Raw genomic sequence first — 26,485 nt, forward strand, 5'->3', positions numbered from 1 at the left:
GGCATGATCGAGGAATGAGTACAGCGGTGCTGGCCCTGCACTGGCAGGTGAACGTGATCGAGCCGGAGGGCTTCTTCGGCCCGATGCTGGCCGCTCCGGTCGCGGAGTCCGGCGTCGTGGACCGGGCCGCGGCCTTCCACGACCTCGCGCTGGCGGCGGGCGTCCCGGTGATCTTCACCCGGTTCACCGTCCCGGAGGACGAGGGCGAGCTGGTCCGGAACACGGGCTTCATGCAGGCGGTCGCGGAAGCGCAGGAATCCTTCCGGCCCCACTCGGACGGCGCCCGGATCATCGCGGCCATGGCCGATCAGCCGACCGCGGTCTACGACAACCAGCGCCTGTCCGGGCTCGCGGGCCCCGCCACGGGGTGGCTCGCCGAGCACGGTGTCGACACGCTCTACATCACGGGCGTCGCGACCAATCTCACCGTCGAGCAGACCGCCCGGCACGCCACCGATCTCGGCCTGGTCGTGCACGTCGTCGCAGACTGCGTCGCCGCCGCCGATCCCGCGGTGCACGCCGCCTCGCTGGCGAACCTCGACCTCACCACGGCGGGCAGGGTCACCGCCGAGGAGGCGGCGGCGCACTTCGCCGCCGGCTGAGGGCAGCGGTCAGCGCAGCTTCGCGCCGTACGCGTGGGTGATCGTCAGGACGAGCAGGACGCGCCGATCGGCGACCATCACGGCGCGGTACTCGTCCCAGTCCGGGTGCTCGCCGGCCCCGCGGCGGTAGTAGTCGACGAGCGCATCGACCTCGGGCCCGTCGGGGTCCGTACCGGGCCCGATGAGTTCGGCGGTGCCCTCGGCCGTGGCCCACGTATACCCGTCGGGGCTCGTGAACTCGACGGCGGCGCGCGGATCGCGCCGCAGGTTCGCCTCCTTGGCGCGCCCCGCCGTCATCGAGACCAGGATCCGGTCGCCCTCGGCGTCGTACACCGCGGTGACGGGGGAGAGCTGCGGCATCCCACTGGCCCGCAGTGTCGCGAGGACACCGATGCGGGTGGCGGCGATGAGGGCGCGGGGGTCGAACTCGGTCGGGGCCATGACCGGTCCAACACCGCCCCGCGCCCGGCTGTTCCGGGACCGGGCTACGCGCCCTCGCAGATCCTGATCTCGCGGACGGCGCCGTCGCCGAGCGCCGCGAGCGCCTCCTGGTAGGCGGGGGAGTCGTGCGTCGCGACGGCCTGCTCGAGACTGTCGAACTCGATGACCGTCGTGCGCTCGACCGTGCCCGCCTCATAGGCGACGGCCGCCTGGCCGCGGACGATGAACCGCCCGCCGCCCTCGATGATCGCGGGGCCGCCGATGGCCGCGTACGCCGCCATCTTCTCGGGGTCCTTGATCTCCTGGTAGAACGCGATCCAGTAGGCCTTCGCCATGATTCCTCCTCGGTTGTGCGCGGTGTTCTCAGTACCGGCGCGGGGTGTGCACGATCCGCCCGCCGGAGCGTTCGGTGATCTCGGTGCGCGACGAGCCGACGATCAGCAGGCAGCGCATGTCCACCTGCTCGGGGTCGAGTGCACCGAGCGTGGTCACGGTCAGCGACTCCTCGGGCGAACCGACCGCGCGGCCGACGATCACGACCGTCTCGGGGGAGCGCTCCTCGAGCAGCACCTCGCGCATGCGCACCAGCTGCTCACGGCGGGTCTTCGACGCCGGGTTGTACACGGCGAGCGCCAGGTCCGCGGCGGCCACGGCGCGCAGGCGCTGCTCGATGACCTCCCAGGGCTTGAGGTAGTCGGAGAGGGAGAGCACCGCGTAGTCGTGGCCCAGCGGCGCACCGACCCGGCTGGCGACGGCGTTGGCCGCCGTCATGCCGGGGAGCACCCGGACGGGCACGGCGTGGAAGGCGGGATCGGCCGCGACCTCCGCGACGGCGGACGCCATGGCGAACACGCCGGGGTCGCCCGAACTGACGACGGCGACGCGGGCACCGGCCGCGGCGAGCTCCAGTGCGTGGCGGGCACGCTCGGCCTCCACCCGGTTGTCGGAAGGGTGCACCCGCTGCCCCGGGCGGGGCCGCACGCGGTCGGTGTAGGTCTGATAGCCGACGATGTCGGTCGCCTCGGCGAGCTCGTGCCGGACCTCGGGGGTGGTCCACGCCTCGTCGCCGGGGCCCAGCCCCACCACGACGACCTCGCCGCGCCCGCCCGACTGGGGTGTGGGCGCGTTGATCCGTCCCGGCACGAGCACGGTGGCGAAGTAGGGGACGTCCTCGGCGCTGACATCGCCCACCGCGAGCACGCGCTCGTCGGCCCGGCTCGCGCGTTCGACGTACCAGGCCGCGTCGTCCCGGTCGGCGTCGCGCAGCGCACCGCGGACGGTCGGGAAGGTCCTGCCCAGCTTCATGATCGCGGCCGCGTCAGTGTCGCCGAGACGGCGGCGCAGCTCGGTCGCGGGGAGTGTGCCGGGCAGCACGGTGAGGATCTCGTCGGCCTCCACGAGCGGCACGCCGGTGGCCGCCGCGGCGGCGCTGACGGAGGTCACGCCGGGAACGACGATGCACTCGAACCGGTCGCGCAGCCGCTTGTGCATGTGCATGTAGGAGCTGTAGAACATCGGATCGCCCTCGGCGAGCAGCGCGACGGTGCGTCCCGCCGACAGGTGCTCGGCGAGCTGCTCGGCGGCCTCGGTGTAGAAGTCGTCCAGTGCTCCGCGGTAGCCGCCGGGGTGGTCGGTGGTCTCGGTGGTCACCGGGTACATGAGCCGGATCTCGGTCTGCTCCTCGCGCAGGTACGGCGCGGCGCAGGCCCGTGCGTTCGAGCGGCCGTGGCGCGCACTGTGATAAGCCACGACATCGGCCTCGGCGATGAGTCGCGCCGCCTTGACGGTGACCAGTTCGGGATCACCGGGCCCCACGCCCACGCCGTACAGGACCCCTCGGCCGAGCCGAGAATCGTTACTGCTCACAGCTCCTCCTCCCGCGCCAGCGCGTTGAGCGCCGCCGCCGTGATCGCGCTGCCGCCGCGGCGGCCCAGCACGGTGATGTACTCGACGCCGAGTTCCGCCGCCTCGGCGACCAGCGCGTCCTTGGACTCCGCGGCACCGATGAACCCGACCGGAATCCCCACGATCACAGCGGGTCTCGGCGCACCGACGGCGAGCAGGTCGAGCAGGTGGAACAGGGCCGTGGGGGCGTTGCCGATCGCCACCACCGCGCCGGCCAGGCGCTCGCCCCACAATTCGAGCGCGGCGGCGCTGCGCGTGTTGCCGATCTCGGCGGCGAGCGCGGGAACGCGCGGATCGCGCAGGAGGCACAGCACGTCGTTGTCGGCGGGCAGCCGGGCGCGGGTGACGCCCTGCGCCACCATGTTCGCGTCCGTGAGGATCGGCGCCCCGGCGCGCAGCGCGGCCCGGCCGGCGGCGACGGCGCCGTCGGAGACGCGGATGTCGCGATCGAGGTCGGTCTGGCCCGCGGCGTGGATCATGCGGACCGCCACCGTCTCGGCGTCGGCCGCCAGCGTCGAGAGGTCCGCCTCGGCGCGGATCGTCGCGAACGATCGCCGGTAGATCTCGGCACCGTCGGTGAGGTAGTCGTGCACCCCGGAAGTCTATTCGGCGGGCTCGTCGGTCACGACCACCCGCCGGTGTTCTCCCGGCGGGGCGCCGCAACCGCGCTCGCAGGCGACGACGTGCACGCGCTCGTCCTCGTCGATGTCGCCGGCCAGCTCTTCTGCGTAGCCCAGCGAATCCCCCTGGGCGCGTGCGCATCCGTGATCGCCCACACAGGCGCTCACGCGCAGCAGCGGGGAGTTCGCGTCGAAGATCAGGCCCAACGGGGCGAACACCCGCACCACGGTCTCGGCCACGCCCTCGTCGAGTCCGTGCACGTGCAGCGTGCGCCACGGCGTGACGGTGATCGGGTGGTCCGCGGCCGCGACGAACTGCGCGGTGCGCGAGTCGAGCCGGCCGAGCGGGACGCCCATGCCGAGCGTCACCGTGCCGTCCGGGCGGTCGAACCACCCGACGGGGGGCGGCGACGGGGGCGCGGGCACCGTGCGGGGACCGGTCACCGCGCCGCCGAGCGCGGCGGCGATGCGCGCGGCACCGTCGGGCAGGTCCCGCACGCGCCATTCGTCGCCACGGAGGTCGAGGAAGGCCTGCGCGGCGTCGAGCAACGCCTCGACGGTGCCCGGCGCATCGGTCGGGAAGCCGTCCAGATGCAGGACGCCGGAACGGATCTCGGCGTCCGCGGCGAGGGCGGCCACGTCGCCGGCACCGTCGTCGAGGGCGAACAGGAACCGCCCGGGGAGCGCGGCGAGGCCGGCCCGCGCCACGAGCGCCCGGTCGAGCGCCGCGGCGGTCCCGCGAAGCTCGCCGGAGAACGGAGAGGCGACGATGTTGCGCACGCGCTCGTGCGTCACCGACGGCAGCAGGCCCGCATCGGCGAGGCGCTCCCGGACGGTGTCGAGGTCGTCGACCCCGCGCAGTTGGAGGTTGCCGCGGGAGGTCAGCTCCAGCGGCTCGCCGTCGGCGAGCTCCGCGAGAACGTTCAACTGGGCGGGTTCGACGGCACCGCCGGGCAGCCGCACCCGCACCAGGGCGCCGTCGGCCGCCGCGTGCGGTCGGAGGACGCCCGGGCAGGAGTCGGGCTGCTTCGGCTCCAGCGCGATCAGTCCTCGAAGTGGACCGGCGGGAGGGTGATGACGTGGCCGGCGTAGGCGAGGCCGGAACCGAACGCCATCACGAGCGCGGTCTGGCCGGGCTTGGCCTTGCCCGTGCGCAGGAGCTCCTCGACGGCGAGCGGGATGGACGCGGCGGAGGTGTTGCCGGTGGTCACGATGTCCTCGGCGACGACGCAGTCGTCGCGCAACTCGAGCGCCTTGATCAGGACCTGGGTGATGCGCAGGTTGGCCTGGTGCGGCACGAAGACGTCGATGTCCTTCGACGTGAGGCCGGCGAGCTTGAGCGCCTCCTGGCAGGCGGGGAGCAGCGCGGTGGCAGCCCAGCGGAAGACCTTGCGGCCCTCCATGCGCAGGAACGGGCGGACGGGTGCCTCGGTCGACGTGTCGTCGCGGAAGGCGTGGACCTCGTCGAAGTAGGTGCCGAAGTCCTTGTCCTGGAAGATCGCGGTGGTGAAGTCGCCGTCGGCGCCCCACGACACCTGCGAGATCCCGACCTCCTCGGACGGGCCCAGCACCGCGGCGCCGGCGCCGTCGGCGAAGATGAAGGCGCAGGTGCGGTCCTCGGGCGAGATGAGGTCCGAGAGCCGCTCGACGCCCACGACCACGACGTACTTCGCGGTACCGGCGCGGATCAGGTCGGTGCCCACGGCGGCTGCGGTCGTGAACCCCGAGCAGCCGGCCGTGATGTCGAACGCGGGGATGCCGACGCGCCCGAGCTCCTTGGCGATCTGCGGTGCCAGCGACGGGCCGAGCTCCAGGCGCGTATTCGTGGCGGAGATGACGCAGTCGATCTGCTCCGGGTCGATGCCCGACGCCTTCACCGCGCGCTCGGCGGCCTTGACCGACATCGCGAGGATGGTCTCGTCGTCCTCGGCGAAGTGCCGCGACTCGATGCCCGACCGGGTCTTGATCCACTCGTCGCTGGAGTCGATCTTGTCGACGATCTCGGAGTTCGGCACGACGCGCCGCGGACGGTAGGCGCCGATCCCGAGGTAGCTGACGTTCGACTGCTCAGCAGGCGCGGGAGGAGCGATCCGGGCGGGGGCGGTCATGCGTGGGTAACTCCGTTCGACAGGGCGGACCCGATGAACCATTCGGTTCATCGATCCGTCATTGGTAACATGAACCGAGCGGTTCAAACAAGCGCCGCCACGCCGCGTGGCGAATTCCACTCGCCGGTGGTTCCGCCGATTTCCGAAGAGACGAGGAGGGTCCGGCCCCGATGCCCGCCGCCCCCAAACCACGTCCCCGCCCCCGGGTCCGACTGGTCAACACCGCCCTGAACCTGGTCGGCCGCCACGGCTTCGCCGATGCCGGGCTGGCCGAGCTGACCGCGCAGTCGCAGGCGTCGAAGAATTCGCTGTACCAGTACTTCCCCGGCGGCAAGGCCGAGCTGGTGGAGGCGTCCACCTCGCTCGCCGGCCGCCGGCTGCTGCGCTACATCGACGCCGCCACCAGCAAGGGTGAGCCGCACGAGTGGATCGGCCGGTTCATCGAGTTGTGGAAGCGCGTGCTGGTCCGCTCCGAGTTCCAGGTCGGGTGCCCGCTGCTCGCCGCCGCGCTGGCCGACGGTGCGCCGCGCGTGCAGGACGCGGCCACGGCGGCCTACACCGAGTGCGAGCGCCGGTTCGCGGCGGCGCTGGTGGACTACGGCGTCGATGAGCGCGGCGCGATGATCTTCGCCTCGGTGTTCATGAGCTCGATCGAGGGCGCCGTGGCGCGGGCGCGCGCCGCGCGCGACATCTATCCGCTCACCGACGTGTACCTGTCGATGACCGCACTGCTGGACCTGACCATGGCCGCGCCCGACGTGGTGCGGGGGGCTACAGTCGCCGAATGACCGTCGCCGGATACACCCATTGGATGGACGACTGCTACACGGTCGATTCCGAGAGCCTGCGCGCGTACGGCCGGGCCACCCGTTCGCCCCATGTGCCCTACGCGGGCAGCCGGGTCGTGCCCAAGGACACCCCGGTGCCGCCGCTGATCGTCGCCGATCCCGTGTTCAAGGTGGCGGCGCGGTTGCTGTCCGAGCAGATCGAGGGTTTCAACGTCGGCCGCCTGCTGCACGTCTCGCAGACCGTCCGGCAGGTCGAGCCGATCCGCATCGGTGACGTCGCCTCGCTCGGCGCGCGCATCGCCGAGCGGGTCACCCGGGCGGGCATCGATCTGTTCACCGTCGACTGCGTGGTGCAGGTGGACGACGAGGTGCGCATCGAGACCTCCAGCGTGGTGGCCTACGCGGGCGGCGATACGGACACCTCGGCGGTGGACGCCGCCGCGCCCGGCATCGTCATGCACGGCGCCGTGTCCTGAGAACGGACCGCTGCGGTACCCGTGGCGGGCCGGAGGGGCCCGACCGATCGCACACTAGGGTTGGTGCGGTGATCCTCCTCCTCTCGACCTCGGACACCGACCTCCTCAGCGCGAAGGCCAGCGGCGCGGACTACCGCTGGGCCAACCCCGCGCGCATCAGCGTCGACCTCGACCTGCCGGGCCTGCTCGACGGCGCCGACATCGTGGTGGTGCGGATCCTCGGCGGACGCCGGTACTGGGAGAGCGGCCTCGACGCCCTCGCCGCGAGCGGCAAGCCGGTGGTCGTGGTCTCGGGGGAGCAGGCGCCCGACGCCGACCTGATGGAGGCCTCGACGGTGGCCGCCGGCGTCGCCACACAGGCGCACGCGTACCTCGCCGAGGGCGGGCCGGAGAACCTGGAACAGCTGTACCACTTCCTCTCGGACACGGTGCTGCTCACCGGGAACGGCTTCGCGCCGCCCGTCGCGGCGCCGCAGTGGGGCCTCGTGCCACGTGAGCACGCGGGCGACGGCCCGCGGATCGGCGTCCTGTACTACCGAGCCCAGCATCTGGCGGGCAACACCGCCTACATCGACGCCCTGGCGTCGGCGATCGAGGCCAAAGGCGCTGTCGCCCTACCCGTCTTCTGCGCCTCGCTGCGCACGGCCGACGACGCCCTGTTCACCGAGCTGGCCACCCTGGACGCCCTCGTCGTGACGGTTCTCGCGGCCGGCGGGGTCAACGCCGCGGGCGCCGCGGCGGGCGGCGACGACGAATCCTGGGACATCGGCCGGCTGGCGGCGCTGGACATCCCGATCCTGCAGGCGCTCGCACTCACCACGTCGCGCGCGCAGTGGGAGAGCAGCGACGACGGGCTGAGCCCGCTCGACGTGGCGACCCAGGTCGCGATCCCCGAGTTCGACGGCCGCATCATCACGGTGCCCTTCTCCTTCAAGGAGATCGGCGACGACGGCCTGCCCGCGTACGTCCCCGACGCCGAGCGCGCCGACCGCGTCGCGGGCCTCGCCCTGCGTCACGCCCGCCTGCGCACGATTCCCAACGCCGACAAGCGCATCGCGCTCATGCTGTCGGCGTACCCCACCAAGCACGCCCGCATCGGCAACGCTGTCGGCCTGGACACGCCGCAGTCGGCGCTGGAACTGATCCGCCGCCTGGCCGCCGCGGGCTACGACATCGGCGATCCGGCCGGCATCCCCGGGCTGGAGGCCGACGACTCCGACGCCTTCATCCACGCCGTCATCGCCCGCGGCGGTCAGGACCCGGACTGGCTCTCCGACGAGCGGCTCGACGGCAGCGAGGTCACCGTCGACCCCGCGACCTACCGCGCCTGGTTCGCCACGCTCCCGCAGGACCTGCGCGACGCCGTGACAGAGCACTGGGGCGAGGCGCCCGGGTCGCTGTTCACGACGGGCAGCGGCGACATCGCGATCGCCGCCCTGCGGTTCGGCAACCTCACCGTCATGGTGCAGCCGCCCCGCGGTTTCGGCGAGAACCCGGTCGCGATCTACCACGATCCGGACCTGCCGCCGAGCCACCACTACCTGGCCAGCTACCGGTGGGTCGCGGACCGCGAGCACGGTTTCGGTGCCGACGCGGTGATCCACCTCGGCAAGCACGGCAACCTCGAGTGGCTGCCCGGCAAGACGCTCGGCATGTCCGCGTCGTGCGGCACCGACGCCGCGCTGGGCGACCTGCCGTTGATCTACCCGTTCCTGGTCAACGACCCCGGCGAGGGCACGCAGGCCAAGCGCCGCGCCCACGCCGTGCTCGTCGATCACCTCATCCCGCCGATGGCCCGCGCCGAGAGCTACGGCGACATCGCCCGTCTCGAGCAGCACCTCGACGAGTACGCCAACGTGCAGAGCCTGGACCCGGCGAAGCTGCCGATGATCCGGCAACAGATCTGGACCCTGCTGCAGGCCGCGAAGCTCGACCACGACCTGGGCCTGGAGAACCAGCCCGACGAGGACGCCTTCGACGACATGCTGCTGCACGTCGACGGCTGGCTGTGCGAGATCAAGGACGTGCAGATCCGCGACGGCCTGCACATCCTCGGGCAGGCCCCGGCCGGCGACGCGGAGACCGATCTGGTGCTGGCGATGCTGCGCGCCAAGCAGATGTGGGCGGGCTCGGTGCACACCCCGGGCCTGCGCGAGGCGCTGGGCCTGGAGGAGGACGGCACCGCGTCGAAGGCGAGGACCGACGAGTTCGAGGCCCGGGCCCGCGAGCTCGTCGTCGCCGCCGCGGCGGTCGACTGGGCACCGTCGGCGATGGCGGGCCTGAGCGAGGACCCCGCAGTGGTGAAGATCCTCGACTTCGCGGCGACCGAAGTGGTGCCACGCCTGCGCCGCACCGGCGACGAGCTCGATCACGTGCTGCGGGCGCTCGCGGGCGGCTTCGTGCCCGCGGGCCCGTCGGGATCGCCGCTGCGCGGCCTGGTCAACGTGTTGCCCACGGGCCGCAACTTCTACTCGGTGGACCCGAAGGCCGTACCGTCGCGGCTCGCGTGGGCGACGGGACAGGAGCTCGCCTCCTCGCTCGTGGAGCGCTACCTGGCCGAGCACGGCGAGTATCCGCGCTCCGTGGGCCTGTCCGTATGGGGCACCTCGGCCATGCGGACCTCCGGCGACGACATCGCGGAGGTGCTCGCGCTGCTCGGTGTCACACCGGTGTGGGACGAGCAGTCGCGCCGGGTGAGCGCCCTCGAGGTCATCGGGCTGGAGGAGCTGGGGCGTCCCCGTATCGACGTCACCGTCCGGATCTCGGGCTTCTTCCGCGACGCCTTCCCGCACGTCGTGGCGATGCTCGACGACGCCGTCCAGCTCGTGGCGCAGCTCGACGAGCCGGACGAGCAGAACTTCGTCGCCGCACACACGCGCGCCGCGCTGGCCGAGCACGGCGACGAACGTCGCGCGACGACCCGCGTCTTCGGCTCCAAGCCCGGCACCTACGGCGCCGGCCTGCTGCAGCTCATCGACTCGAAGAACTGGCGCAGCGACGCCGACCTCGCCGAGGTCTACACCGCGTGGGGCGGCTACGCCTACGGTCGCGGCCTCGACGGTGCGCCGGCCGCCGACGACATGCGCGCCGCGTACCGGCGGATCAACGTCGCCGCGAAGAACATCGACACCCGCGAGCACGACATCGCCGACTCGGACGACTACTTCCAGTACCACGGCGGCATGGTCGCGACGGTCCGCCACCTCACGGGCACCGACCCCGAGGCGTACGTCGGCGACTCGACCCGCCCGGACTCGGTGCGCACCCGCACGCTGAGCGAGGAGACCAACCGGGTCTTCCGCGCGCGCGTCGTGAACCCGCGGTGGATGGCGGCCATGCGCCGGCACGGCTACAAGGGCGCCTTCGAGATGGCGGCGACGGTGGACTACCTCTTCGGCTTCGACGCCACCGCCGGCGTGATGGCCGACTGGATGTACGACAAGCTCACCGAGAACTACGTCCTCGATCCCGAGAACCGCACGTTCATGGAGGAATCCAACCCGTGGGCGCTGCACGGCATCGCCGAGCGGCTCCTCGAGGCCTCGCAGCGCGAGCTGTGGAAGTCCCCGGACCCGCAGCTCCTCGCCGACCTCCAGCAGGTCTACCTGGACACCGAGGGCGACCTCGAGGACCGCTGACCGGGAACCATTCGCCCGGTTCGCCCGTTGTACGGGTATGAAGCTCTTCGCGTTCCTGACCTACATCGTCGTGGAGATCGCGGCGTTCGCCGGACTGGTGTCCTGGCTCGGCTTCGGCTGGGCGGTGCTCGCCATCATCGGCGCCACCGCGCTCGGCGTCATCATGCTGCGGCGCACCGCATCGGGCGTGCTGCGCGACCTCGGGCAGGCCCTCGACGGCCAGCGGTCCGCGGGCCCCGCCCTGATGGACAGCGCGATCCTCGCGGCCGCCGTCTTCCTGCTCGCCGTGCCCGGGGTGGTGAGCACCGCACTGGGCCTGCTGCTCCTGGTCAAGCCCGTGCGCGCCGTGGTCCGGCCGGCGGTCGCGTACGTGGGCGCCAAGCGCGTGGCCGCGTTCGTCGAGGAGTCCGGACTGGTCACCGTGCTCGCCGGGCAGCCGCGGGGGTACGGCACCGTCGTCGACGGTGACGTCGTCTCCGGACGCGAGCGCACCGACGAGCCCATCGTCGATGTGACGGGTCCCGGCCAGGGCGGGCAGTACGGCCCCCGGCCCGGATTCCGCGAGCTGCCGCCCGCGTAGCAGACTGGTCCACCGTGACCACCGAACTGCTCGTCGGCGGGCGGATCTACACGCCCACGTCCACCACTGCCACCGCGATCGCCGTCGAGAACGGCCGGATCAGCTGGATCGGCGAGGATCGCGCCGCCCGCGCCCTGCACCCGGACGCGCAGGTCACCGACCTCGGCGGCGCCTTCCTCGCCCCGGCCTTCGTCGACACCCACGTGCACCTGACCGCCACGGGCCTCGCGCTCACCGGGCCGGACCTGACCGGCGGGCCTGATGCGGTGCGCGCCGCGCTCGCGGCGGCGACCGGCGAGACCGTGATCGCCCGCGGCTGGGACGACACCGCCTGGGAGCGCCCGCTGCAGCGCACCGACCTCGACGAGGCTCGCATCGTCTACGCCGCCCGCGTCGACGAGCACTCCGCACAGGCCAGCACCGCGCTGCGCGCCCTCGTCCCGGGCCTCGCGGACCTCGATGGGTTCTCGCCCGACGGCCCGCTCACCGCCGCCGCCCACCACGCGGTCCGAGCCGCCGCGCTCGCGGCGCTCACCGATGCCCAGATCACCGCCGCGCAGACGGCGGCCCTCGACGCGGCCGCCGCCGCCGGCATCGCCGCCGTCCACGAGTGCGGCGGGCCCGACATCGCGGGGGAGCGCGACTTCGCCCTCCTCGGCGCCCTCACCCACGGCGTGCACGTGCGCCGCTACTGGGGCGAGGCCGCCCGCGACGCCGACGACGCCCGCGCGATCATCTACCGCACCGGCGCCGACGGCCTGGCCGGTGACCTCTTCGTCGACGGTTCGCTGGGCAGCCGCACCGCGCTGCTGCACGCGCCGTACGCGGACGCCCCGTCGACCGGCGTGGGGTACCTCGACCAGGACACCGTCACCGCGCACATCCTGGCCTGCACCCGCGCCCGGATCCAGGCCGGATTCCACGCCATCGGCGACGCCGCGGTCGCCCGGGTCGTCGCGGGCTTCGAGGCGGCCGTCGACGCCTTCGGCGGTCCCCGCGTCGCCTCCTGCGGTCACCGCATCGAACACGCCGAGATGGTCACCGCCGACGAGGCCGCGCGGCTCGGCGACTGGGGCGTCAACGCCTCCATGCAGCCGCAGTTCGACGCCCTGTGGGGCGGCCCCGACGGTATGTACGCGCGCCGCCTGGGCGCCGAGCGCGCCGCGACCCTCAACGACTTCGCGCTGCTCGCGAAGAACGCCGTCCCGCTCGCCTTCTCCTCGGACTCCCGCCCCCGCCCTCCACCTCGCCGGCCACGCAGCACCGCACCCGGGCAGCCGCTCGCCCCGCGCCTCGCGGCCCACCGCGGCTGGCGGCCAGGCGCGACGGCGTCGCCGGCACCCTGGTTCCGGGAGCGCCCGCGACCTTCGCGGTCTGGGACGCCGATGAGCTGGTCGTCCGGGCACCGTCGGACGCGGTGCAGCGCTGGTCCACCGACCCCCGCGCCGGCGTCGCCCCGCTGCCCGACCTGGCCCCCGGCGCCCGCCTCCCGCGCTGCCTGCGCACGGTGGTCGACGGCCGGACGGTGTTCGCGGCGTGAGCGTGCTGCTCCGCGGGGGAGCGAGCCTGCTCGCCGGCGTCGCCCTCTTCTTCGCCTTCCCACCCGCGGGACTGTGGTGGCTCGCGCCGATCGGCGTCGCGGTGCTCGTCGCGGTGCTCACCACGCGCGCGAGTCCCACCCTGCGCGGCGGATTCGGCTACGGCCTGCTCACCGGCGCCGGGCTGTTCATTCCGCTGCTCAAATGGATCGACACGATGGTCGGCGCGCTGCCGTGGATCGGTCTCGGCATCACCTGTGCCCTCTACTACGGCGCCTTCGGGCTGCTCGCGACCCGCGTGGCCCGGGCCCCCGGCGGCCCGGTCTGGGTGGCCGCCGCGTTCTCCGTCACGGAGTGGGCGCGCGCCTCCTTCCCGTTCGGGGGCTTCCCCTGGGGCCGGCTCGCCTTCAGCCAGGCCGACGGTCCGCTGCTCTCCCTCGCTCGGTACGTCGGTGCGCCGGGGCTGTCCTTCGCCGTCGCGCTGGTCGGCGCGTGCCTCGCAGCCGCGGGCGTGGCGGCCGTGCGGCGGGCGGACCGTCGGGCCTACGTGCTGCCCGCGGCGGCGGTGGCCCTGACCGGCATCGCGACGGCGGCGGCCTGGCCGGCCATCGGCGCACCGTCGGACGGGCGCGCGGTGACCCTCGCCGCGATCCAGGGCAACGTGCCCGAGCAGCGGTGGGACGTCGCGACGCAGCGCGAGGCGGTGCTCACCAACCACCTCACCGAGACGCGCCGGCTCGCGACGGAGGTGCGGGAGGGCCGGCAGAAGCAGCCCGACGTGGTGATCTGGCCGGAGAACTCCTCGGACGTCTCGCCCGAACGCGATCCCGATGTGGCCGCCCGGATCCGCGCCGCGGCCGCCGAGGTGCGCGCCCCGATCCTGGTCGGCACGGTGCACTACGACGGCACCGGCCGCTATTACAACAGCATGATCCTGATCGACGCGAGCGGCCCGCTCGAGCGGCACGACAAGGCCATCCTGCAGCCCTTCGGCGAGACCATGCCGATGCGGGACTTCTTCCGGCTGTTCAGCGACTACGTCGATCTCGCCAACGACTTCACGCCCGGGGACGGGCCCGGAGTGGTGCACGCGAACGGTGTGCCGTTGGGCGTCGCGACCTGTTACGAGGTGGCCTTCGACCGGGCCCTGCGCGGCTCCGTCGAGAACGGCGCGCAGGTGCTCACGGTGCCGACCAACAACGCCACCTTCGGCCGCACGGGCATGACCTATCAGCAGCTCGGAATGTCCCGGGTCCGCGCCGTCGAGCTGGACCGGGACGTCGTCGTCGCGGCGACCACCGGGGTCAGCGCGCTCGTGCGGCCCGACGGTGACGTGACCCGGCAGACCGGCATCTGGACGGGCGACCACCTGGTCGAGACGATCCGGCTGCGCGAGGGCCTCACCCCGGCCGCCCGGCTGGGGGATTGGGGCGAGGTCGCGCTGCTGGTGGCCACCCTCTGCGGAATCGCGATCGCGATAAGGCACGATAGAAGTCTGTTTCAGCCCCGAACCCGGACCGAGGAACCTTCATGAGTGAGACGTCAGCGCCGTCGTCGAAGACGCTGGTGATCATCCCCACGTACAACGAGCTGGAGAACCTGCCGCTCATCGTGGGCCGGCTGCACCGCGCGCAGCCCGGCGTCGACGTGCTCGTGGTCGACGACAACAGCCCCGACGGCACCGGCGACCTCGCCGACACCATGGCCGCCAAGGACCCGCGGATCCACGTCCTGCACCGGGCGGAGAAGAACGGGCTGGGCGGCGCCTACATCGCCGGGTTCAAGTGGGCGCTCGAGCGCGACTACCGCGTCATCGTCGAGATGGACGCCGACGGCTCGCACGCCCCCGAGCAGCTGGAGCGTCACCTGGCGGCGATCGACGCCGGCGCCGACCTGGTGATCGGTTCGCGCTACGTCTTCGGCGGCAAGACCGTGAACTGGCCGCTCTCGCGGCAGCTGATCTCGCGGGGCGGCAACGTCTACAGCCAGGTCATCCTCGGCACCCGGATCCGGGACATCACCGGCGGCTACAAGGCCTTCCGCCGCGAGACGCTCGAGGGGCTCGGCCTCGACGAGATCGAGTCGCTGGGCTACAGCTTCCAGATCGATCTGACCTGGCGCGCGGTGCAGGCCGGCTTCACCGTGGTCGAGGTGCCCATCACCTTCACCGAGCGGGTCATCGGCGAGTCGAAGATGAGCGGCTCCATCGTCAAGGAGGCGGCGACGCTGGTGCCGCGCTGGGGCTACCGCGCCCGCAAGCGCAAGGTGCAGCGCCTGCTCGGCAAGTAGCCACCGCACGACGAAGGGCCCCGGAGTGATCCGGGGCCCTTCGTGTTCGTTCGGACGAACCTCGCGTTACTTGCCGCGGCGCGCCTTGAGCAGGTCCAGCCGTTCCTTGAGGAGCTCCTCGAGCTCGCCCTCGGACCGCCGCTCCAGGAGCATGTCCCAGTGCGTGCGCGGCGGCTTGGCCTTCTTCTCCTCGGGTGCGACCCCGTCGATCAGGGTGCCCTCGAGCCCGTTCTTGCACAGCCAGGTGCCGGGAAGCTCGGCGTCGTCCGCGAACGGGACGTCGAACTCCTCGCCGTTGTCGGTGCGGTACCGCGCCACGCGGCGCGGAGCGAGGTCGTGGTCCCGATCCGTCTCATAGCTCACCGCACCCAGGCGGCTGCCTCGTAGAACTCGATCTGCCATGCTTCTCCCAACCTCTCGCCTACGCCGAACATTCCCAGTCTACCCGGTTCACTAGACTGCGGCCCATGACCACCGCTCGCCGTCGCAGGTCCGCCGCGTGTGCCTGGTGCGGGCGCGAGGTGGTCACGGAGGGACCGGGGCGCACCCGCAAGTACTGCCGCCGGTCCTGCCGCCAGCGCGCCTACGAGGCCCGCACCGCCCTCGCCGGGACCTCGCTGCCACCGGATTCGGTGGTGCTCACCGCCGAGGAGGCCGAGTCCGTAGGAGAGCGTATGTTCGAGGTGCGCTGCGCCGCGGAGGACGTGCGGACCGCGATCGCCGAGGGCGCCGACACCGACGAGCTGGCGGCGCTCGCGGAGCACCTGGTCGAGACCGCGCGGGCCGCGGAACGCCTGCGCTGAGCACGCGCCGAACAACGAGAGGGATGTCGATGATCCATGCCAGGACGCGGTTCGCCGCGGTGATCCTCGCGACACTGCTCGCCGTCGCGTCCTGCGCGTCGGACAAGCCGACCCCGGTGATCTCCCAGGAGGCCGCCCCGCCGGCCCCGGCGGCGTTGCCCGCCGATTGGAGCGAGTCGGCCGTGCAGGTCCCCGCAGTGGCGGGCGCCGCGTCCTACGTCGCTCCGCGCGAGTCGAAGCGGATGCGCGCGGCCCTGATCCTCTCCGGACCGGACCGCGCCGGCACCCTCGCAGCGAAGGAGCTGTCCGTGATGCTCGCCCACCACGGCGTGGCGTCCCTGCGCTTCGACGCCGCACCGCCGGAGGGCACGCAGCACCCCGCGCTGCTCGACCGCGCGGGCAAGGGCCTGAGCGCACTCGCCGAACGGTCCGGGTTGGGCGACGACAGGCTGCTCGCCGTCGGCCACGGCTCCGCCGCGCCGCTGGCACTCGCCCTCGGCACCGGCGCCACCGGGCGCGGGGCCGTGCCGATCGGGCTCATCGAGCCCGTCCTGACAGGCCTGCCCGCCGGCAGCCCGGACCCGCTGCGCACGGCGATGACGCTGCCGCCGCAGAAGCACAACATCGTGACCTGCTCGGACGCGGACGTCGCGGTGGACTGCACGGCGACGCAGGACCTCGCCGACGTGATGACCGGCACCCACGTGAACTTCGTCCGCCTCCGCGGGGTGAGCCACGCGCTGCAGGAGGACACCACCCGCGATCCCGCGCAGTACGGCGGCGACCAGCCCTACTCGGCCACCCTCTTCCGCTCCCTCGGCTCCTGGGCGGCGATGCAGTGAGCCGGCGCGGCGCCCCGGCGCTGGCCGCGGGTGCCGCGGTCGCGTGGTCGAACGCCGTGCTGCCGCGTCTGACGGAGCGGTTCGGCTGGAACCGCGACGCCCGATCCGCCGCCACGCTCACCTTCTGCGCCGTCGACGCCGCTCTCGCCCGGACCGCGATCCCGACCGCGGCGGGCCTGGCGGGCGGGGCTGCGCTCCTCGGCGCCGGGCTGGCCCTCGTCCGGCCCGTGCGGCGCGAGGCTCCGTCGAACCGCGCGAAGTGGGTGCTCGTGGACATCCCACTCGGCACCGCGCTCCCGGAGGAGATGCTCTTCCGCGGGGCGCTCACCCCGTCGCTCGAGGCCGCCCACGGCCGTCGGATCGGTGCTGTCGCGGGGCCGCTGGCCTTCGGCCTGTGGCACGTCGGCGCCGCCCGGAGTGCTCACGACCCCGTTCTTCCGACAATCGGCGTCACCGCCGGGTTCGGTGCCGCGATGGACGCCCTCGCGCGGCGAACCGGCAGGTGGTGGCCCTGTTTCCTGGCCCACTGGATGCTGAACGGGACCGGAGCGATCCTCAGCTCCGGTTCAGTGATTTCTTCACCTGGGGCATCCGCCCCGTAGAATCGTGCGCAAAGCTTGATACCCGCAGGAGGAACAACGATGACTGACCGGAACCTCGGTCCCACCGGCGTGAGCCGGCGCGATTTCGCCCGTCTCGGTGCCGGCGCCGCCGCGGCGATCGTCGCGGCCACGGCCTCCGCGGCCGTCGCGGGCGCAGTGCCCACGACCCCGTCGCGCCCGACCTCGCCGCGTCCCAGCGGACCGTCGACGCCTGCGGGTACCGGCTCGGCGTCGAGCACGCCCACCACGTCCGCCCCGGAGCCGCCCGTCGCGACCAAGACCGGCTGGGTCGCCCTCGCGGACGACAACACCAAGCAGATCACGGTCTGGCACAACGGCGAGGTCGTCAAGACCATGCCGACGTCCTTCGGCACGGACAAGCACCCCACGCCGAACGGCACGTACTACACCATGGAGAAGATGCGCGACATGTACATGGACTCGTCCACGTACGGCGTGCCGGTCGACTCCCCGGAGGGCTACCGCACGTACGTCGAGTACGCCACCCGCATGTCGTGGAGCGGCATCTTCGTGCACGCCGCGCCGTGGTCGGTGAACCAGCAGGGTGTGTCGAACGTGAGCCACGGCTGCCTCAACGTGAGCACCGCCAACGGCAAGTACTTCTACGACAACTTCCCGATCGGGTCGCCGATCGTGGTGCGCAACACCGTCGGCGGGACGTACGTGCAGGGCTCGTAAGCCCTCACGGCGATGAAAGAACCCGCCCCCTCCGATCGGAGGGGGCGGGTTCTTCTCGTCTTCCGGGTGTCAGGCGATCAGACGCCGGCCTTCGACGGCGCCGCGACGGTGCCGAACTTGAGCTCCGGCGCGTCGACGCGCGAGCGGCGGTAGTCGAGCGAATCGAGCACGAAGTTGTGCCGGATCATCCACGGCTGCTCGGTGGCGGCCTTGGGCATCGCGTCGGGGGAGCGCTGCACGTAGCCGGAGCTCAGGTCGAGCGCGGGGTGCTCGGTGAGCACCTTGCCGCCGACCTCGGGCTCGACGTGCGTGTACCCCTTGACGACCATGTGGTTGAGCAGGCGGGCGATGCCGCGGGCCGAGATGTCGGCGCGCAGCGTCCACGAGTTGTTGGTGTAGCCGATGATGAACGCGAAGTTCGGGACGCCCTCGAGCATGTAGCCGTTGAACGCGAACTTGTCGTTGGGCTTGATCGGCGCACCGTCGACGTTGACCTCGACGCCGCCGAACGCGAGGAGCTGCAGGCCCGTCGCGGTGATCACGATGTCGGCCTCGAGCTCGCGGCCCGAGGTCAGGCGGATGCCCTTCTCGGTGAAGGTCTCGATGGTGTCGGTGACGACCTCGGCCTTGCCGTCCTTGATGGTCTTGAACAGGTCGCCGTTCGGGACGACGCACAGGCGCTGGTCCCAGGGCTCGTACTTGGGCTTGAAGTGGACGTCCACGTCGTAGCCCTCCGGCAGCATGCTCTGGTTGAGCTTGCGCAGGAACTTGCGCGAGGTCTTGGGGAACGAGCGCGCCAGCACGTACTGGCCGACGTTGATGACGGCGTTGATGTTGCGGGTGAGCGTGTGCGAGACGGTCGCCGGGAGCACCTTGGCGCCGAACATCGTCAGCGGATCGGCGTTCGGAACCGGCAGCACGTAGGTGGGGGAGCGCTGCAGCATGGTGATGTGCTCGACATCGTCGGCCATCGACGGGATCAGGGTGATGGCGGTGGCACCGGAGCCGATGACCACGACCTTCTTGCCCTGGTAGTCCAGGTCCTCCGGCCAGTGCTGCGGGTGCACGACCTGCCCCTGGAACGTGTCCACGCCGGGGAAGGGCGGCTCGTAGCCGGCCTCGTAGTTGTAGTAGCCGGTGCAGGCGACGAGGAACCGCGACTGGTAGACGACCTGCTCACCGTCGCGCTCGGCCGTGATCGTCCACAGGTCGGTGCGCGAGTCGAAGTCGACAGTGCCGACCTTGGTGTTGAAGCTGATGTTCTTGTCGATCCCGAACTTCGCGGCGGCCTCTTCGATGTAGGCCTTGATCTCCGGGCCGCTCGCGAGGCGGTTCGTGCCCTTCCAGGGCAGGAACGGGTAGCTCAGGCTGAAGATGTCGGAGTCGGACCGGATGCCCGGGTACTTGAACAGGTCCCAGGTACCGCCCATCTCGGCGCGCTGCTCGAGGATCGCGTAGCTGAACTGGGGGACCTCGTTCGACACGCGGTACGCGGTGTCGATACCGGCCAGTCCGGCGCCCACGATGAGCACGTCCTTGTAGATCGCCTCGGGATTGGCCACGGGAGTCTCCTCGGGTCAAGTGGTGAGGTCTCGGCAGCGGCTGTCTACTGAGACCGATTCAATAACGTCCGTCCATGCTACAACCCGGTAGCTTCAGGGTCCATATCTATCACCCGACGATGAGCGTCTCGCCGTCGCGCCGCACCGGGACCGCGGCGAGCGGCGCCTTCGCGGGGCCGCCCTCCACCGCGCCGGTCCCGCCGTTGAAGCGGCTGCCGTGCGCGGGGCACTCCAGGGTGAGGCCGTCGTCGGCGCCGACCGTCACGCCCTGGTGGGTGCAGGCGGCATCGAAGGCGACGAAGGCACCGTCGGTGGGCTGGGCGACGACGTAGGGCTTGGCCCCCGCGATCACCACCGCGCTGCCGACCGGTACCTGCGCCACCGGTACGCGCGCGCCAGGGGCGGTGCCACCGGACGAGCCGCCCCCGTCGGCGGCGTCGGACGGAGCCTTGTCGTCGTTCGGGGTCGTTCCACAGGCCACCACGAGGGGCAGGAGGGCGATGCCGGGGACGGCGGCGAGGATCGCGCGCCGGCTGGGGCACAGGCTTGGCTGAGTTGTCCGCGTCACGGTGACCACTCTGCCAGCATTGATGCGTGCTCACCGAGATCGCGGGAATTCCGAGTCATCCGTTGTTGGTCCACGGGGCCGTGGTGCTCGTGCCCCTCGCGGCCCTGGCGCTGGCCCTGGCCGCGTGGTGGCCCGCCGCCCGCGCCCGTCTGGGCGTGGGACTGCCGGTCCTCGCGCTGGTCGCAACGGGTGCCTGCCTGCTGGCGAAGCTGTCGGGGGAGCAGCTGGAACAGCGCCCGTCGATGGAGGGGATCCGCACCGAGATCGCCGCGCACGCCACCCAGGGGAACGCGACGTTCTACTGGTCCCTCGGCCTGCTGCTGTTCGCCGTGTTGGTCTGGGCGGGGTCGAGCCCGCTCGTCGCGGCCCGGTTCCCGGGGGCGACGGTGCTCTCGGGTCGCGGCGGCTCGGTGGCGCTCGGCGTCCTCGCCACCGCGACGGTCGTCGCCTGCCTCTGGGGCACCGTGGCCGCCGGCCACTCGGGCGCGACGATGGTGTGGTCGGGGATCTGACCCGCGCTCAGGCCTCGCCGGTCTCCCGGGCGTGGGCCTTGGTCAGTTCGACGTAGGCGCCGCCGTTGGCGGTGATGCCCGCGCGCTCGGCCTCGCTGAGTTCGCGGCGGACCTTGGCCGGAACGCCCGCGACCATGGACCCCGGCGGGATCTCCATGCCCTGCGGCACGAGGGCGTTCGCCGCGATGAGGCTGCCCGCGCCGATCACGGCGCCGTTGAGGACCGTCGCGCCCATGCCCACGAGCACGTCGTCGCCGACGGTGCAGCCGTGCAGCACCGCGTTGTGCCCGATGGAGACGCGCTCACCGACGGTCAGCGGCATCCCCGGGTCGGCGTGCATGACGACCCCGTCCTGGACGTTGCTGTTCTCGCCGACGGAGATCGTGGCCATGTCGCCGCGGATCACCGCGCTGTAGAACACGCCCACGCCCGCGGCCAGCTCCACGTCGCCGATGACCGTCGCGGACTCCGCCACCCAGGCGGTCTCGGCGATGCGGGGCGAGAGCTGTCCGAAGCGAGCGATCACGTGTGCCTCCTAGGCGATTCCGGTGGTCCCGAGGAGCTTACCGACCGTGTAGGTGACCGCCATCGCGATCAGGCCGCCGAGCACGACCCGCGCGGTCGCCCGCCGGACGTCGGCGTCGCCGAGTCGCGCGGAGACGTAGCCGGTCAGGGCGAGACCGACCAGCACCGCGATGACGATCGCGAGGATGCGCTGCGCCTGCACCAGGGACGCGAGGATCGGGATCGCCGCGCCGACGCTGAACGAGATCGCCGACGAGACCGCCGCGGCGAGGGGACTGGTGAGGTTGTCCTCGTCGATCCCGAGCTCGGCGTCGAGGTGCGCCTGCAGCGGATCGTGCGCCGTCAGCTCCTCGGCGACCCGCCGCGCAGTCTCCGGCGTGAGCCCCTTGGCGCGGTAGATCCCCTCGAGTTCCGCGAGTTCGTCCTCCGGCATCGCGGTGAGCTCGGCGCGTTCCTTCGCGATGAGGGCCACCTCCGTGTCCCGCTGCGTGCTCACGGAGACGTACTCGCCCAGCGCCATCGAGACGGCGCCGGCGGTCAGGCCGGCGATGCCCGCGGTGAGGATCGCGGAGGAGTCCCCGGTCGCGGCCGCGACGCCCATGACGATGCCCGCGGTGGAGATCAGGCCGTCGTTCGCGCCGAGGACGCCGGCGCGCAGCCAGTTCAGCCGGTCGCCGACCGCGTCGTGGTGCGGCTCGAAGGCGTGCCCGCCACCGCCCACCGTCGAATCATCGCTCGCCCCAGCGCCTTCGCCGATCCTGTCAGCCATGGGGGCAAGTGTAGGTACGTTCGGAGCATGACGGCAGCGCAGATCGGACTTCCCCGTCGGCTCGTGGTCGGGGGCGGCGCCCTCGCCGATGCGGGCCGGCTCGTACGCGACCTCGGGCACACCCGCCCGGTGGTGGTGACGGACGCCTTCCTCACGGCGCAGGGCACCGCGGCGCGCCTCGTCGCGGCGCTCACCGAGGCGGGCTGCGAGGTCGCCGTGTTCGACGGCACCGTCCCCGATCCGACGACCGCATCCCTCGATCCCGGCCTCGCCGTGGTGCGCGCGCACGACGCGGACTGCGTCATCGGCCTGGGTGGCGGGAGCCCGCTGGACACGGCGAAGGCCCTGGCGGTGCTCGCCGTGGGCGGCGGCACCATGCGGGATTACAAGGCGCCCACGGTCACCGTCGGCCCGGCACTGCCCGTGATCGCGATCCCGACGACGGCGGGCAGCGGCAGCGAGGCGACCCAGTTCAGCATCATCACCGACAGCGCGAGCGACGAGAAGATGTTGTGCCCCGGCCCCGCGTTCCTGCCGATCGCGGCGATCGTCGACTACGAGTTGACGCTCTCGATGCCGGCCCGGCTCACCGCGGACACCGGTGTCGACGCGCTGACGCACGCGATCGAGGCGTACGTCAGCCGCAAGGCCAATCCGTTCGCCGACGGTTTCGCCCTGACCGCGATCTCCACGATCTCCGCCACCCTCCGCTCCGCCTACGCCGACGGCACCGATCGCGCTGCCCGGGAGGCGATGATGCTCGCCGCGACGCAGGCGGGGATCGCCTTCTCCAACAGCTCGGTGGCGCTGGTGCACGGGATGAGCCGGCCCATCGGCGCGCATTTCCATGTGGCACACGGACTCTCGAACGCGATGCTGCTGCCGGCGGTGATGCGGTTCTCGGTGGACGCGGCGCCGTCGCGGTACGCGGACTGCGCCCGCGCGTACGGCCTGACCGGGGACTCCGATGGCGCGCTCGCGCAGGGTCTCGTCAATGCCATCGAGGAGCTCTGCGCCGACCTGGCGGTGCCGACGCCCCGGGCGCACGGCATCGACCGGGCGCGCTGGGACGATCTCGCGCCCCTGATGGCCGAGCAGGCGCTGGCATCGGGGTCGCCGGGCAACAACCCGCGCGTCCCCGATGCCGCGGAGATCGTCGCGCTCTACGCCGAGGTCTACGGCTAGGCCGCGGCGGGGGTCTCCGGCGCGACCTCACCCTCCCGGTCATCCGTCGTGTCCGGCACCGTCGCGTCCTGATCGTCGGCACCGGGAGTCTCGGCCACCGGAGCATCGCCCTCGGTGCCGTCGGCCGGGTCCGCGCCCGTGGCGTCCTCGGCCGCGTCGTCGGCGTCCACCGGGTCCATCGTGGGCGAGGCCTCGCCGCCCTCGGTCGACGACATCGGCGGCACGGCGCCGTCCGCGGTGGGCCCGTCGAGGGGGCTCTCCGGGGAGGACGCGGCGAGCAACTGCGCGACCGGCACGGCATCGGGCCGGTCCTCCCGGTGGCGGGCGGGCGACGGCGCCGGATCGTGCACCGTGCCCACCGTCGGCGACGAGGACAGCACCGGCTCCAGTCCGCTCTCGCCCGGCTCGGGTACCGGGAGCACCGCGCTCAGCAGCCGATCGAAGGCGAGCGGCACGTCGAGACCGCTGCGGCGCAGCAACCATCCCCACGGGTTCTCACCCTGGTCGATCGAGACCCACGTCGTGCCGTCCTCGATCCACGTGCGCTTGATCGTGCCGTCGGCGTAGGTGTCGACGGTGACCGTGCGCGCTTCGCGGAACTCGGTGCGCGTCGCGACGGGAGCCTCTGCCACTGAGCCGGGGGTGAAGGCCTCGCCGGTGAGCGGGGAGTAGCGGCCGATGTTCTCAGCGGTGTAGACGGTGCCGTGCATCAGGAACCCCGGAACGAGGTACACCATCGCCCTGACGGGATCGAGCCCCATCCCGCAGGCGATGTCGCCCTTGACGCAGATGCTCACGACGGTCGCTCCCGATGCTCCGTCGTTGCGGATCGGCCCGGCGTGCAGACCGGGGATGCCCGCGGGGATCACGCTCCAGGCGCCGGAGCGGATGAAGCTCGGGCCGCCCTGCTCGACGAAGGTCAGCCCGGCGGAGCCGTCCGAGGGGCGCGGATGATCCCTGCCGTAGCGCAGCACCGCGACGCCGACGACGTCGGAACCCTGCGAGATCGTGTAGACCACGACCTCCTCGTCGGGGTTCTGCTTCGCCGCGGCGATGGCGTCGACGGTGGCGGTGGCTCCGATGTCGATGGACCGGGCGTACGTGTGCACGCCGTCGCTACTCAGGGCGAAGCCCGGGAAGCCGACGCCGAACACGGCGGGATACTGCACGAAGACCGGTGCCGGGCCGGTGTATTGACCGCCGATGCGCGTCCACTGGTCCTTGCCGGTGGGGTCGTTCGCACCGCCGACCACGATGACGGTCTTCGCCGCGACCGCGGCGAGCAGATCCACGCCGCCTCCGGTGAGGGCGAGCGCGCCCGCGAGACCGGTTCCCGCGACCGCCAGGGCGATCGGTCTGCGTCGCCGAAGGGCATGGCTCGTCGTCATCGTCTGCTCCCTTTCTCGAAGCACGAGAGATGTAGTACGCGGATCATTGTGCACGATCCGTTCGGATCGCAAAGCCGGAGGACGGAGTTCCGCGTGCCGACGACGGCGAGCGCCCCCGCACCACGGGTGCGGGGGCGCTCGGGAGGCATCACGGGTCGCGGTCGATCACCGCGCCCGACCCGTCGGGAAGCGGACTACAGCAGCTTCTCCATGCGCGCGATCTCGGCCTGCTGGCCGCGCTTGATCTCCTCGGCGAGCTTCCGGTTCTCGGGGTTGACCCCGCGGGCGAGCTCGGCGTCGGCCATGGTGATGGCGCCCTTGTGATGGGCGATCATCATGGTCAGCCACTCGCGATCGAACTCGGCGCCGCGAAGGGTGCCGAGCCGGTCCATCTGGGCCGGCGTCATCATGCCGTCCATGGCGTGTTCCATGGTCGCACTGGGGGCGGGCTCGCCCCACTGCGCCAGGAGCCGGGCGAAGGCGTCCATCTCGGGCTGCTGTGCGGCCTCGATCTCGTCCGCGAGGGCGACGACCTCGGGGCCGGCGTCCTTCCCGGCGACCATCTTCGCCATCTCGACGGCCTGGGCGTGATGCGGGTACATCATCGTCGCGAACTCGACGTCGGCATCGTTGAACCGGGCGTTCACCCCCGGGCTCGACGACGACGGCGCGGCCGGGCCGTGCCCGGCGTGCTCGGCGGACGCGGCGCTCGAGGGTGCTGCGTCGGGCGTCTCGCCCGAGCCACAGGCTCCGAGCAGGGTCGCGCCGGCGGCGACGGCGGACAGGACGGTGGCGATGCGGATACGGGAAACGGTCATGGTTGTTCCTCTGCGTGGAGTTTCTCGGGTCTGTTGGTGCGGGTCGGCGCGCCGCGGCGGTCAGTGCCGCGCGCGGGCGTCGATCAGACTCGAAGAACGCAGAGTTGGGCGAGGTCGTGGACCGTCCAGGGCGGGGGACCGCGCGCGAGCGCGGCGCGCGTCGCCGGGGTCACGTCGGGGGCGCCGTCGGGCAGGGGGAGGACGGCGACGAGGGCGGGCGGGGCCACCTGCTTGTGCACGACGACGGTGCCGGCGCAGTCGTGCGACTCGTGGTCGTGGACGGCGTCGAGACTCTGTTTGTCGACCGAAGTCCCGTGCTCGGCGGGGGAGAACGCCGCGTCCGCAGGCGTCGCGCGGTGCATGCCGTGCGAGGTCGCGGACGGTCCCACGGATGCGGCGGTCGCGGCCGCCGGCGGCATGCCGAGATGCATCAGCAGGACGGCGAAACCGAGCACGACGGCCGTGGTGGCCGACGATCTTCCGCTCCGCAGGTTCCGCACGCACCGAATGATACCCCAGAGGGGTATTGCTCAGCGCTCCCGGAGCCGTACCTCCGCGAGGAGTTCGCGCGCGGCGGCGCGAGCGGCGGGCGCGTCACCGTCGGCGACGGCCTCGATGACGGCGATGTGGGCGCACTCGTACGACGTGGCGGAGCCGACGGGGAACTCCTGCAGGTGCTCCTGCAGGACGGGCACCAGCGAATCGTAGAACTCGAGGTAGATCGCATTGTGGCTGGCTGCGACCACACCGCGGTGCATCGCCAGGTCCGCCGCGATCGCCTCGCGCTCGGCCCCGGCGTCCACCTGCTCGGGGGCCCACAGCCGGTTGCGCGCTTCGAGGAGCCGGCGGAGCTCGGCGACGTCGTCGTCGTCGCGGCGTTCCGCGGCGAGACCGGCGGCAGTCACCTCGAGCGCCTCGCGCAGCTCCAACAGGTCGGTATCGCGCGCCGCGGCGAAGTAATCGCCGAGCGTGGAGGTGGCGCACGCCGACAGCACGTACGTGCCCGAGCCCTGGCGCCGCTCGAGCATCCCGGCGTGCACCAGCGCCTGGACGGCCTCGCGGACCGTGTTGCGCGCGGTCCCCGTGAGCTCGCGGAGCTCGGTCTCTGTGGGGATGCGGCCGCCCACGGGCCACCGCCCGCTGGCGATCTCGCCGCGGAGCTGTTCTGTGACCTGCGCTATCAAGGTCTGTCTACGTACCGGTTGCATCACAGTCATCCTATCCGGC

General features: G+C 72.2%; 28 protein-coding genes and 1 pseudogene. 14 read left to right on the forward strand and 15 right to left on the reverse strand.

The genetic code is table 11. The features are described from left to right. The first annotated feature begins 14 nt into the window (after nt 1–14). A complete protein-coding gene (locus BLQ62_RS12175; protein WP_068534399.1) occupies nt 15–602 on the forward strand; it encodes a cysteine hydrolase family protein in 588 nt (195 codons plus the stop codon). Between the two features lie 9 nt (nt 603–611). On the opposite strand, the gene BLQ62_RS12180 is transcribed toward BLQ62_RS12175, so the two are convergent. The 6 genes from BLQ62_RS12180 to BLQ62_RS12205 form a co-directional block, all read right to left on the reverse strand. Continuing rightward, nucleotides 612–1,043 carry a PPOX class F420-dependent oxidoreductase gene (locus BLQ62_RS12180; RefSeq protein WP_068534397.1) on the reverse strand — a complete coding sequence of 144 codons (432 nt, stop codon included), beginning with the start codon at nt 1,041–1,043 and terminating at the stop codon, nt 612–614. A 44-nt stretch (nt 1,044–1,087) separates the two neighbouring features. Beyond that, nucleotides 1,088–1,378 (reverse strand): DUF1330 domain-containing protein, encoded by a 291-nt coding sequence (locus BLQ62_RS12185; RefSeq protein ID WP_068534395.1) that lies wholly within the window; start codon nt 1,376–1,378, stop codon nt 1,088–1,090. A 28-nt stretch (nt 1,379–1,406) separates the two neighbouring features. Continuing rightward, nucleotides 1,407–2,909, reverse strand: a complete 1,503-nt coding sequence (locus BLQ62_RS12190) for a precorrin-2 C(20)-methyltransferase (RefSeq protein ID WP_068565209.1) — start codon at nt 2,907–2,909, stop codon at nt 1,407–1,409. After that, nucleotides 2,906–3,541, reverse strand: coding sequence for a precorrin-8X methylmutase (locus BLQ62_RS12195; RefSeq protein WP_068565207.1), 636 nt, complete (start codon nt 3,539–3,541; stop codon nt 2,906–2,908). Before BLQ62_RS12195 ends, BLQ62_RS12190 begins: the two co-directional genes overlap by 4 nt. 9 nt (nt 3,542–3,550) lie before the next feature. After that, nucleotides 3,551–4,537 (reverse strand): precorrin-3B synthase, encoded by a 987-nt coding sequence (locus tag BLQ62_RS12200; RefSeq protein ID WP_331711105.1) that lies wholly within the window; start codon nt 4,535–4,537, stop codon nt 3,551–3,553. 74 nt (nt 4,538–4,611) lie between these two features. Next, the gene (locus BLQ62_RS12205) at nt 4,612–5,676 is read right to left on the reverse strand and encodes a beta-ketoacyl-ACP synthase III (RefSeq protein ID WP_068534389.1); all 1,065 of its coding nucleotides are present in this window, start codon (nt 5,674–5,676) and stop codon (nt 4,612–4,614) included. Nucleotides 5,677–5,846: 170 nt separating this feature from the next. Here BLQ62_RS12205 and BLQ62_RS12210 point away from each other — a divergent pair, with 170 nt between their 5' ends. The 7 genes and pseudogenes from BLQ62_RS12210 (at nt 5,847) to BLQ62_RS12240 (ending at nt 14,985) form a co-directional block, all read left to right on the forward strand. Continuing rightward, nucleotides 5,847–6,464 carry a TetR/AcrR family transcriptional regulator gene (locus BLQ62_RS12210; protein ID WP_068534387.1) on the forward strand — a complete coding sequence of 206 codons (618 nt, stop codon included), beginning with the start codon at nt 5,847–5,849 and terminating at the stop codon, nt 6,462–6,464. After that, a complete protein-coding gene (locus BLQ62_RS12215) occupies nt 6,461–6,940 on the forward strand; it encodes an FAS1-like dehydratase domain-containing protein (RefSeq protein WP_082756385.1) in 480 nt (159 codons plus the stop codon). The genes BLQ62_RS12210 and BLQ62_RS12215 overlap by 4 nt, the downstream gene beginning before the upstream one ends. A gap of 68 nt (nt 6,941–7,008) precedes the next feature. Beyond that, nucleotides 7,009–10,578: a cobaltochelatase subunit CobN gene (gene cobN, locus BLQ62_RS12220; protein WP_068565205.1), complete on the forward strand. Its 3,570-nt coding sequence runs from the start codon at nt 7,009–7,011 to the stop codon at nt 10,576–10,578. Between the two features lie 37 nt (nt 10,579–10,615). Then, entirely contained in the window at nt 10,616–11,158 is a 543-nt protein-coding gene (locus BLQ62_RS12225; protein WP_068565203.1) for an FxsA family protein, read from the forward strand. 14 nt (nt 11,159–11,172) lie between these two features. Continuing rightward, a pseudogene (locus BLQ62_RS12230) lies at nt 11,173–12,698 on the forward strand (amidohydrolase). Further along, nucleotides 12,695–14,230: an apolipoprotein N-acyltransferase gene (lnt, locus tag BLQ62_RS12235; RefSeq protein ID WP_068565200.1), complete on the forward strand. Its 1,536-nt coding sequence runs from the start codon at nt 12,695–12,697 to the stop codon at nt 14,228–14,230. Before BLQ62_RS12230 ends, lnt begins: the two are co-directional and overlap by 4 nt. After that, the gene (locus BLQ62_RS12240) at nt 14,227–14,985 is read left to right on the forward strand and encodes a polyprenol monophosphomannose synthase (protein WP_068565198.1); all 759 of its coding nucleotides are present in this window, start codon (nt 14,227–14,229) and stop codon (nt 14,983–14,985) included. The genes lnt and BLQ62_RS12240 overlap by 4 nt, the downstream gene beginning before the upstream one ends. A gap of 66 nt (nt 14,986–15,051) precedes the next feature. Here the strand turns inward: BLQ62_RS12240 and BLQ62_RS12245 are convergent, their stop codons facing one another. Next, nucleotides 15,052–15,387, reverse strand: coding sequence for an RNA polymerase-binding protein RbpA (locus BLQ62_RS12245; RefSeq protein ID WP_068534369.1), 336 nt, complete (start codon nt 15,385–15,387; stop codon nt 15,052–15,054). Nucleotides 15,388–15,452: 65 nt separating this feature from the next. Between BLQ62_RS12245 and BLQ62_RS12250 the strand changes: the two genes are divergently transcribed. The 4 genes from BLQ62_RS12250 to BLQ62_RS12265 are packed head-to-tail and all read left to right on the forward strand — an operon-like array spanning nt 15,453 to nt 17,931. Beyond that, the gene (locus BLQ62_RS12250; protein ID WP_068534367.1) at nt 15,453–15,788 is read left to right on the forward strand and encodes a hypothetical protein; all 336 of its coding nucleotides are present in this window, start codon (nt 15,453–15,455) and stop codon (nt 15,786–15,788) included. Nucleotides 15,789–15,817: 29 nt separating this feature from the next. After that, nucleotides 15,818–16,630, forward strand: a complete 813-nt coding sequence (locus BLQ62_RS12255) for a hypothetical protein (RefSeq protein ID WP_139184194.1) — start codon at nt 15,818–15,820, stop codon at nt 16,628–16,630. Further along, nucleotides 16,627–17,232, forward strand: a complete 606-nt coding sequence (locus tag BLQ62_RS12260) for a CPBP family intramembrane glutamic endopeptidase (protein WP_068565194.1) — start codon at nt 16,627–16,629, stop codon at nt 17,230–17,232. The genes BLQ62_RS12255 and BLQ62_RS12260 overlap by 4 nt, the downstream gene beginning before the upstream one ends. A gap of 39 nt (nt 17,233–17,271) precedes the next feature. After that, on the forward strand, nt 17,272–17,931 hold the full coding sequence (locus tag BLQ62_RS12265; protein ID WP_068534364.1) for a L,D-transpeptidase: 660 nt from the start codon (nt 17,272–17,274) through the stop codon (nt 17,929–17,931). Between the two features lie 77 nt (nt 17,932–18,008). Here the strand turns inward: BLQ62_RS12265 and BLQ62_RS12270 are convergent, their stop codons facing one another. Further along, nucleotides 18,009–19,493, reverse strand: coding sequence for a flavin-containing monooxygenase (locus BLQ62_RS12270; RefSeq protein WP_068534362.1), 1,485 nt, complete (start codon nt 19,491–19,493; stop codon nt 18,009–18,011). A gap of 109 nt (nt 19,494–19,602) precedes the next feature. Then, a complete protein-coding gene (locus BLQ62_RS12275) occupies nt 19,603–20,061 on the reverse strand; it encodes a Rieske (2Fe-2S) protein (RefSeq protein WP_068535811.1) in 459 nt (152 codons plus the stop codon). A gap of 26 nt (nt 20,062–20,087) precedes the next feature. Between BLQ62_RS12275 and BLQ62_RS12280 the strand changes: the two genes are divergently transcribed. Further along, nucleotides 20,088–20,573, forward strand: coding sequence for a DUF2231 domain-containing protein (locus BLQ62_RS12280; RefSeq protein WP_068565190.1), 486 nt, complete (start codon nt 20,088–20,090; stop codon nt 20,571–20,573). Nucleotides 20,574–20,580: 7 nt separating this feature from the next. Here the strand turns inward: BLQ62_RS12280 and BLQ62_RS12285 are convergent, their stop codons facing one another. Together BLQ62_RS12285 and BLQ62_RS12290 are read right to left on the reverse strand one after the other, a co-directional pair. After that, nucleotides 20,581–21,099, reverse strand: a complete 519-nt coding sequence (locus BLQ62_RS12285) for a gamma carbonic anhydrase family protein (RefSeq protein WP_068534354.1) — start codon at nt 21,097–21,099, stop codon at nt 20,581–20,583. Nucleotides 21,100–21,108: 9 nt separating this feature from the next. Next, nucleotides 21,109–21,867, reverse strand: coding sequence for a VIT1/CCC1 transporter family protein (locus tag BLQ62_RS12290; protein WP_068565188.1), 759 nt, complete (start codon nt 21,865–21,867; stop codon nt 21,109–21,111). Nucleotides 21,868–21,894: 27 nt separating this feature from the next. Between BLQ62_RS12290 and BLQ62_RS12295 the strand changes: the two genes are divergently transcribed. Beyond that, nucleotides 21,895–23,052, forward strand: coding sequence for an iron-containing alcohol dehydrogenase (locus BLQ62_RS12295; protein ID WP_068565186.1), 1,158 nt, complete (start codon nt 21,895–21,897; stop codon nt 23,050–23,052). Here the strand turns inward: BLQ62_RS12295 and BLQ62_RS12300 are convergent. From BLQ62_RS12300 to BLQ62_RS12315, 4 genes are all read right to left on the reverse strand, one after another. Further along, nucleotides 23,049–24,440 carry an ICP22 family protein gene (locus BLQ62_RS12300; protein WP_068565184.1) on the reverse strand — a complete coding sequence of 464 codons (1,392 nt, stop codon included), beginning with the start codon at nt 24,438–24,440 and terminating at the stop codon, nt 23,049–23,051. The two genes, BLQ62_RS12295 and BLQ62_RS12300, sit on opposite strands and share 4 nt — an antisense overlap. Before the next feature lie 194 nt (nt 24,441–24,634). After that, nucleotides 24,635–25,258, reverse strand: coding sequence for a DUF305 domain-containing protein (locus BLQ62_RS12305; RefSeq protein WP_068565183.1), 624 nt, complete (start codon nt 25,256–25,258; stop codon nt 24,635–24,637). Nucleotides 25,259–25,341: 83 nt separating this feature from the next. Beyond that, nucleotides 25,342–25,758 (reverse strand): hypothetical protein, encoded by a 417-nt coding sequence (locus tag BLQ62_RS12310; RefSeq protein ID WP_083350805.1) that lies wholly within the window; start codon nt 25,756–25,758, stop codon nt 25,342–25,344. Between the two features lie 30 nt (nt 25,759–25,788). Beyond that, complete coding sequence (locus tag BLQ62_RS12315; protein ID WP_068534343.1) at nt 25,789–26,466, reverse strand: FadR/GntR family transcriptional regulator; 678 nt, start codon at nt 26,464–26,466, stop codon at nt 25,789–25,791. Between the last annotated feature and the right edge of the window lie 19 nt (nt 26,467–26,485).

The organism is Tsukamurella pulmonis, from assembly GCF_900103175.1.
GTDB lineage: Bacteria > Actinomycetota > Actinomycetes > Mycobacteriales > Mycobacteriaceae > Tsukamurella > Tsukamurella pulmonis.

Excerpts from the sequence above, each read along its gene's own strand:
- BLQ62_RS12175 (WP_068534399.1), top strand. The coding sequence starts at position 15 with ATGAGTACAGCGGTGCTGGCCCTGCACTGGCAGGTGAACGTGATCGAG.
- BLQ62_RS12180 (WP_068534397.1), bottom strand. The coding sequence starts at position 1,043 with ATGGCCCCGACCGAGTTCGACCCCCGCGCCCTCATCGCCGCCACCCGC.
- BLQ62_RS12185 (WP_068534395.1), bottom strand. The coding sequence starts at position 1,378 with ATGGCGAAGGCCTACTGGATCGCGTTCTACCAGGAGATCAAGGACCCC.
- BLQ62_RS12205 (WP_068534389.1), bottom strand. The coding sequence starts at position 5,676 with ATGACCGCCCCCGCCCGGATCGCTCCTCCCGCGCCTGCTGAGCAGTCG.
- BLQ62_RS12210 (WP_068534387.1), top strand. The coding sequence starts at position 5,847 with ATGCCCGCCGCCCCCAAACCACGTCCCCGCCCCCGGGTCCGACTGGTC.
- BLQ62_RS12215 (WP_082756385.1), top strand. The coding sequence starts at position 6,461 with ATGACCGTCGCCGGATACACCCATTGGATGGACGACTGCTACACGGTC.
- BLQ62_RS12225 (WP_068565203.1), top strand. The coding sequence starts at position 10,616 with ATGAAGCTCTTCGCGTTCCTGACCTACATCGTCGTGGAGATCGCGGCG.
- BLQ62_RS12240 (WP_068565198.1), top strand. The coding sequence starts at position 14,227 with ATGAGTGAGACGTCAGCGCCGTCGTCGAAGACGCTGGTGATCATCCCC.
- BLQ62_RS12245 (WP_068534369.1), bottom strand. The coding sequence starts at position 15,387 with ATGGCAGATCGAGTTCTACGAGGCAGCCGCCTGGGTGCGGTGAGCTAT.
- BLQ62_RS12250 (WP_068534367.1), top strand. The coding sequence starts at position 15,453 with ATGACCACCGCTCGCCGTCGCAGGTCCGCCGCGTGTGCCTGGTGCGGG.
- BLQ62_RS12255 (WP_139184194.1), top strand. The coding sequence starts at position 15,818 with ATGATCCATGCCAGGACGCGGTTCGCCGCGGTGATCCTCGCGACACTG.
- BLQ62_RS12265 (WP_068534364.1), top strand. The coding sequence starts at position 17,272 with ATGACTGACCGGAACCTCGGTCCCACCGGCGTGAGCCGGCGCGATTTC.
- BLQ62_RS12290 (WP_068565188.1), bottom strand. The coding sequence starts at position 21,867 with ATGGCTGACAGGATCGGCGAAGGCGCTGGGGCGAGCGATGATTCGACG.
- BLQ62_RS12295 (WP_068565186.1), top strand. The coding sequence starts at position 21,895 with ATGACGGCAGCGCAGATCGGACTTCCCCGTCGGCTCGTGGTCGGGGGC.
- BLQ62_RS12300 (WP_068565184.1), bottom strand. The coding sequence starts at position 24,440 with ATGACGACGAGCCATGCCCTTCGGCGACGCAGACCGATCGCCCTGGCG.
- BLQ62_RS12305 (WP_068565183.1), bottom strand. The coding sequence starts at position 25,258 with ATGACCGTTTCCCGTATCCGCATCGCCACCGTCCTGTCCGCCGTCGCC.
- BLQ62_RS12315 (WP_068534343.1), bottom strand. The coding sequence starts at position 26,466 with ATGCAACCGGTACGTAGACAGACCTTGATAGCGCAGGTCACAGAACAG.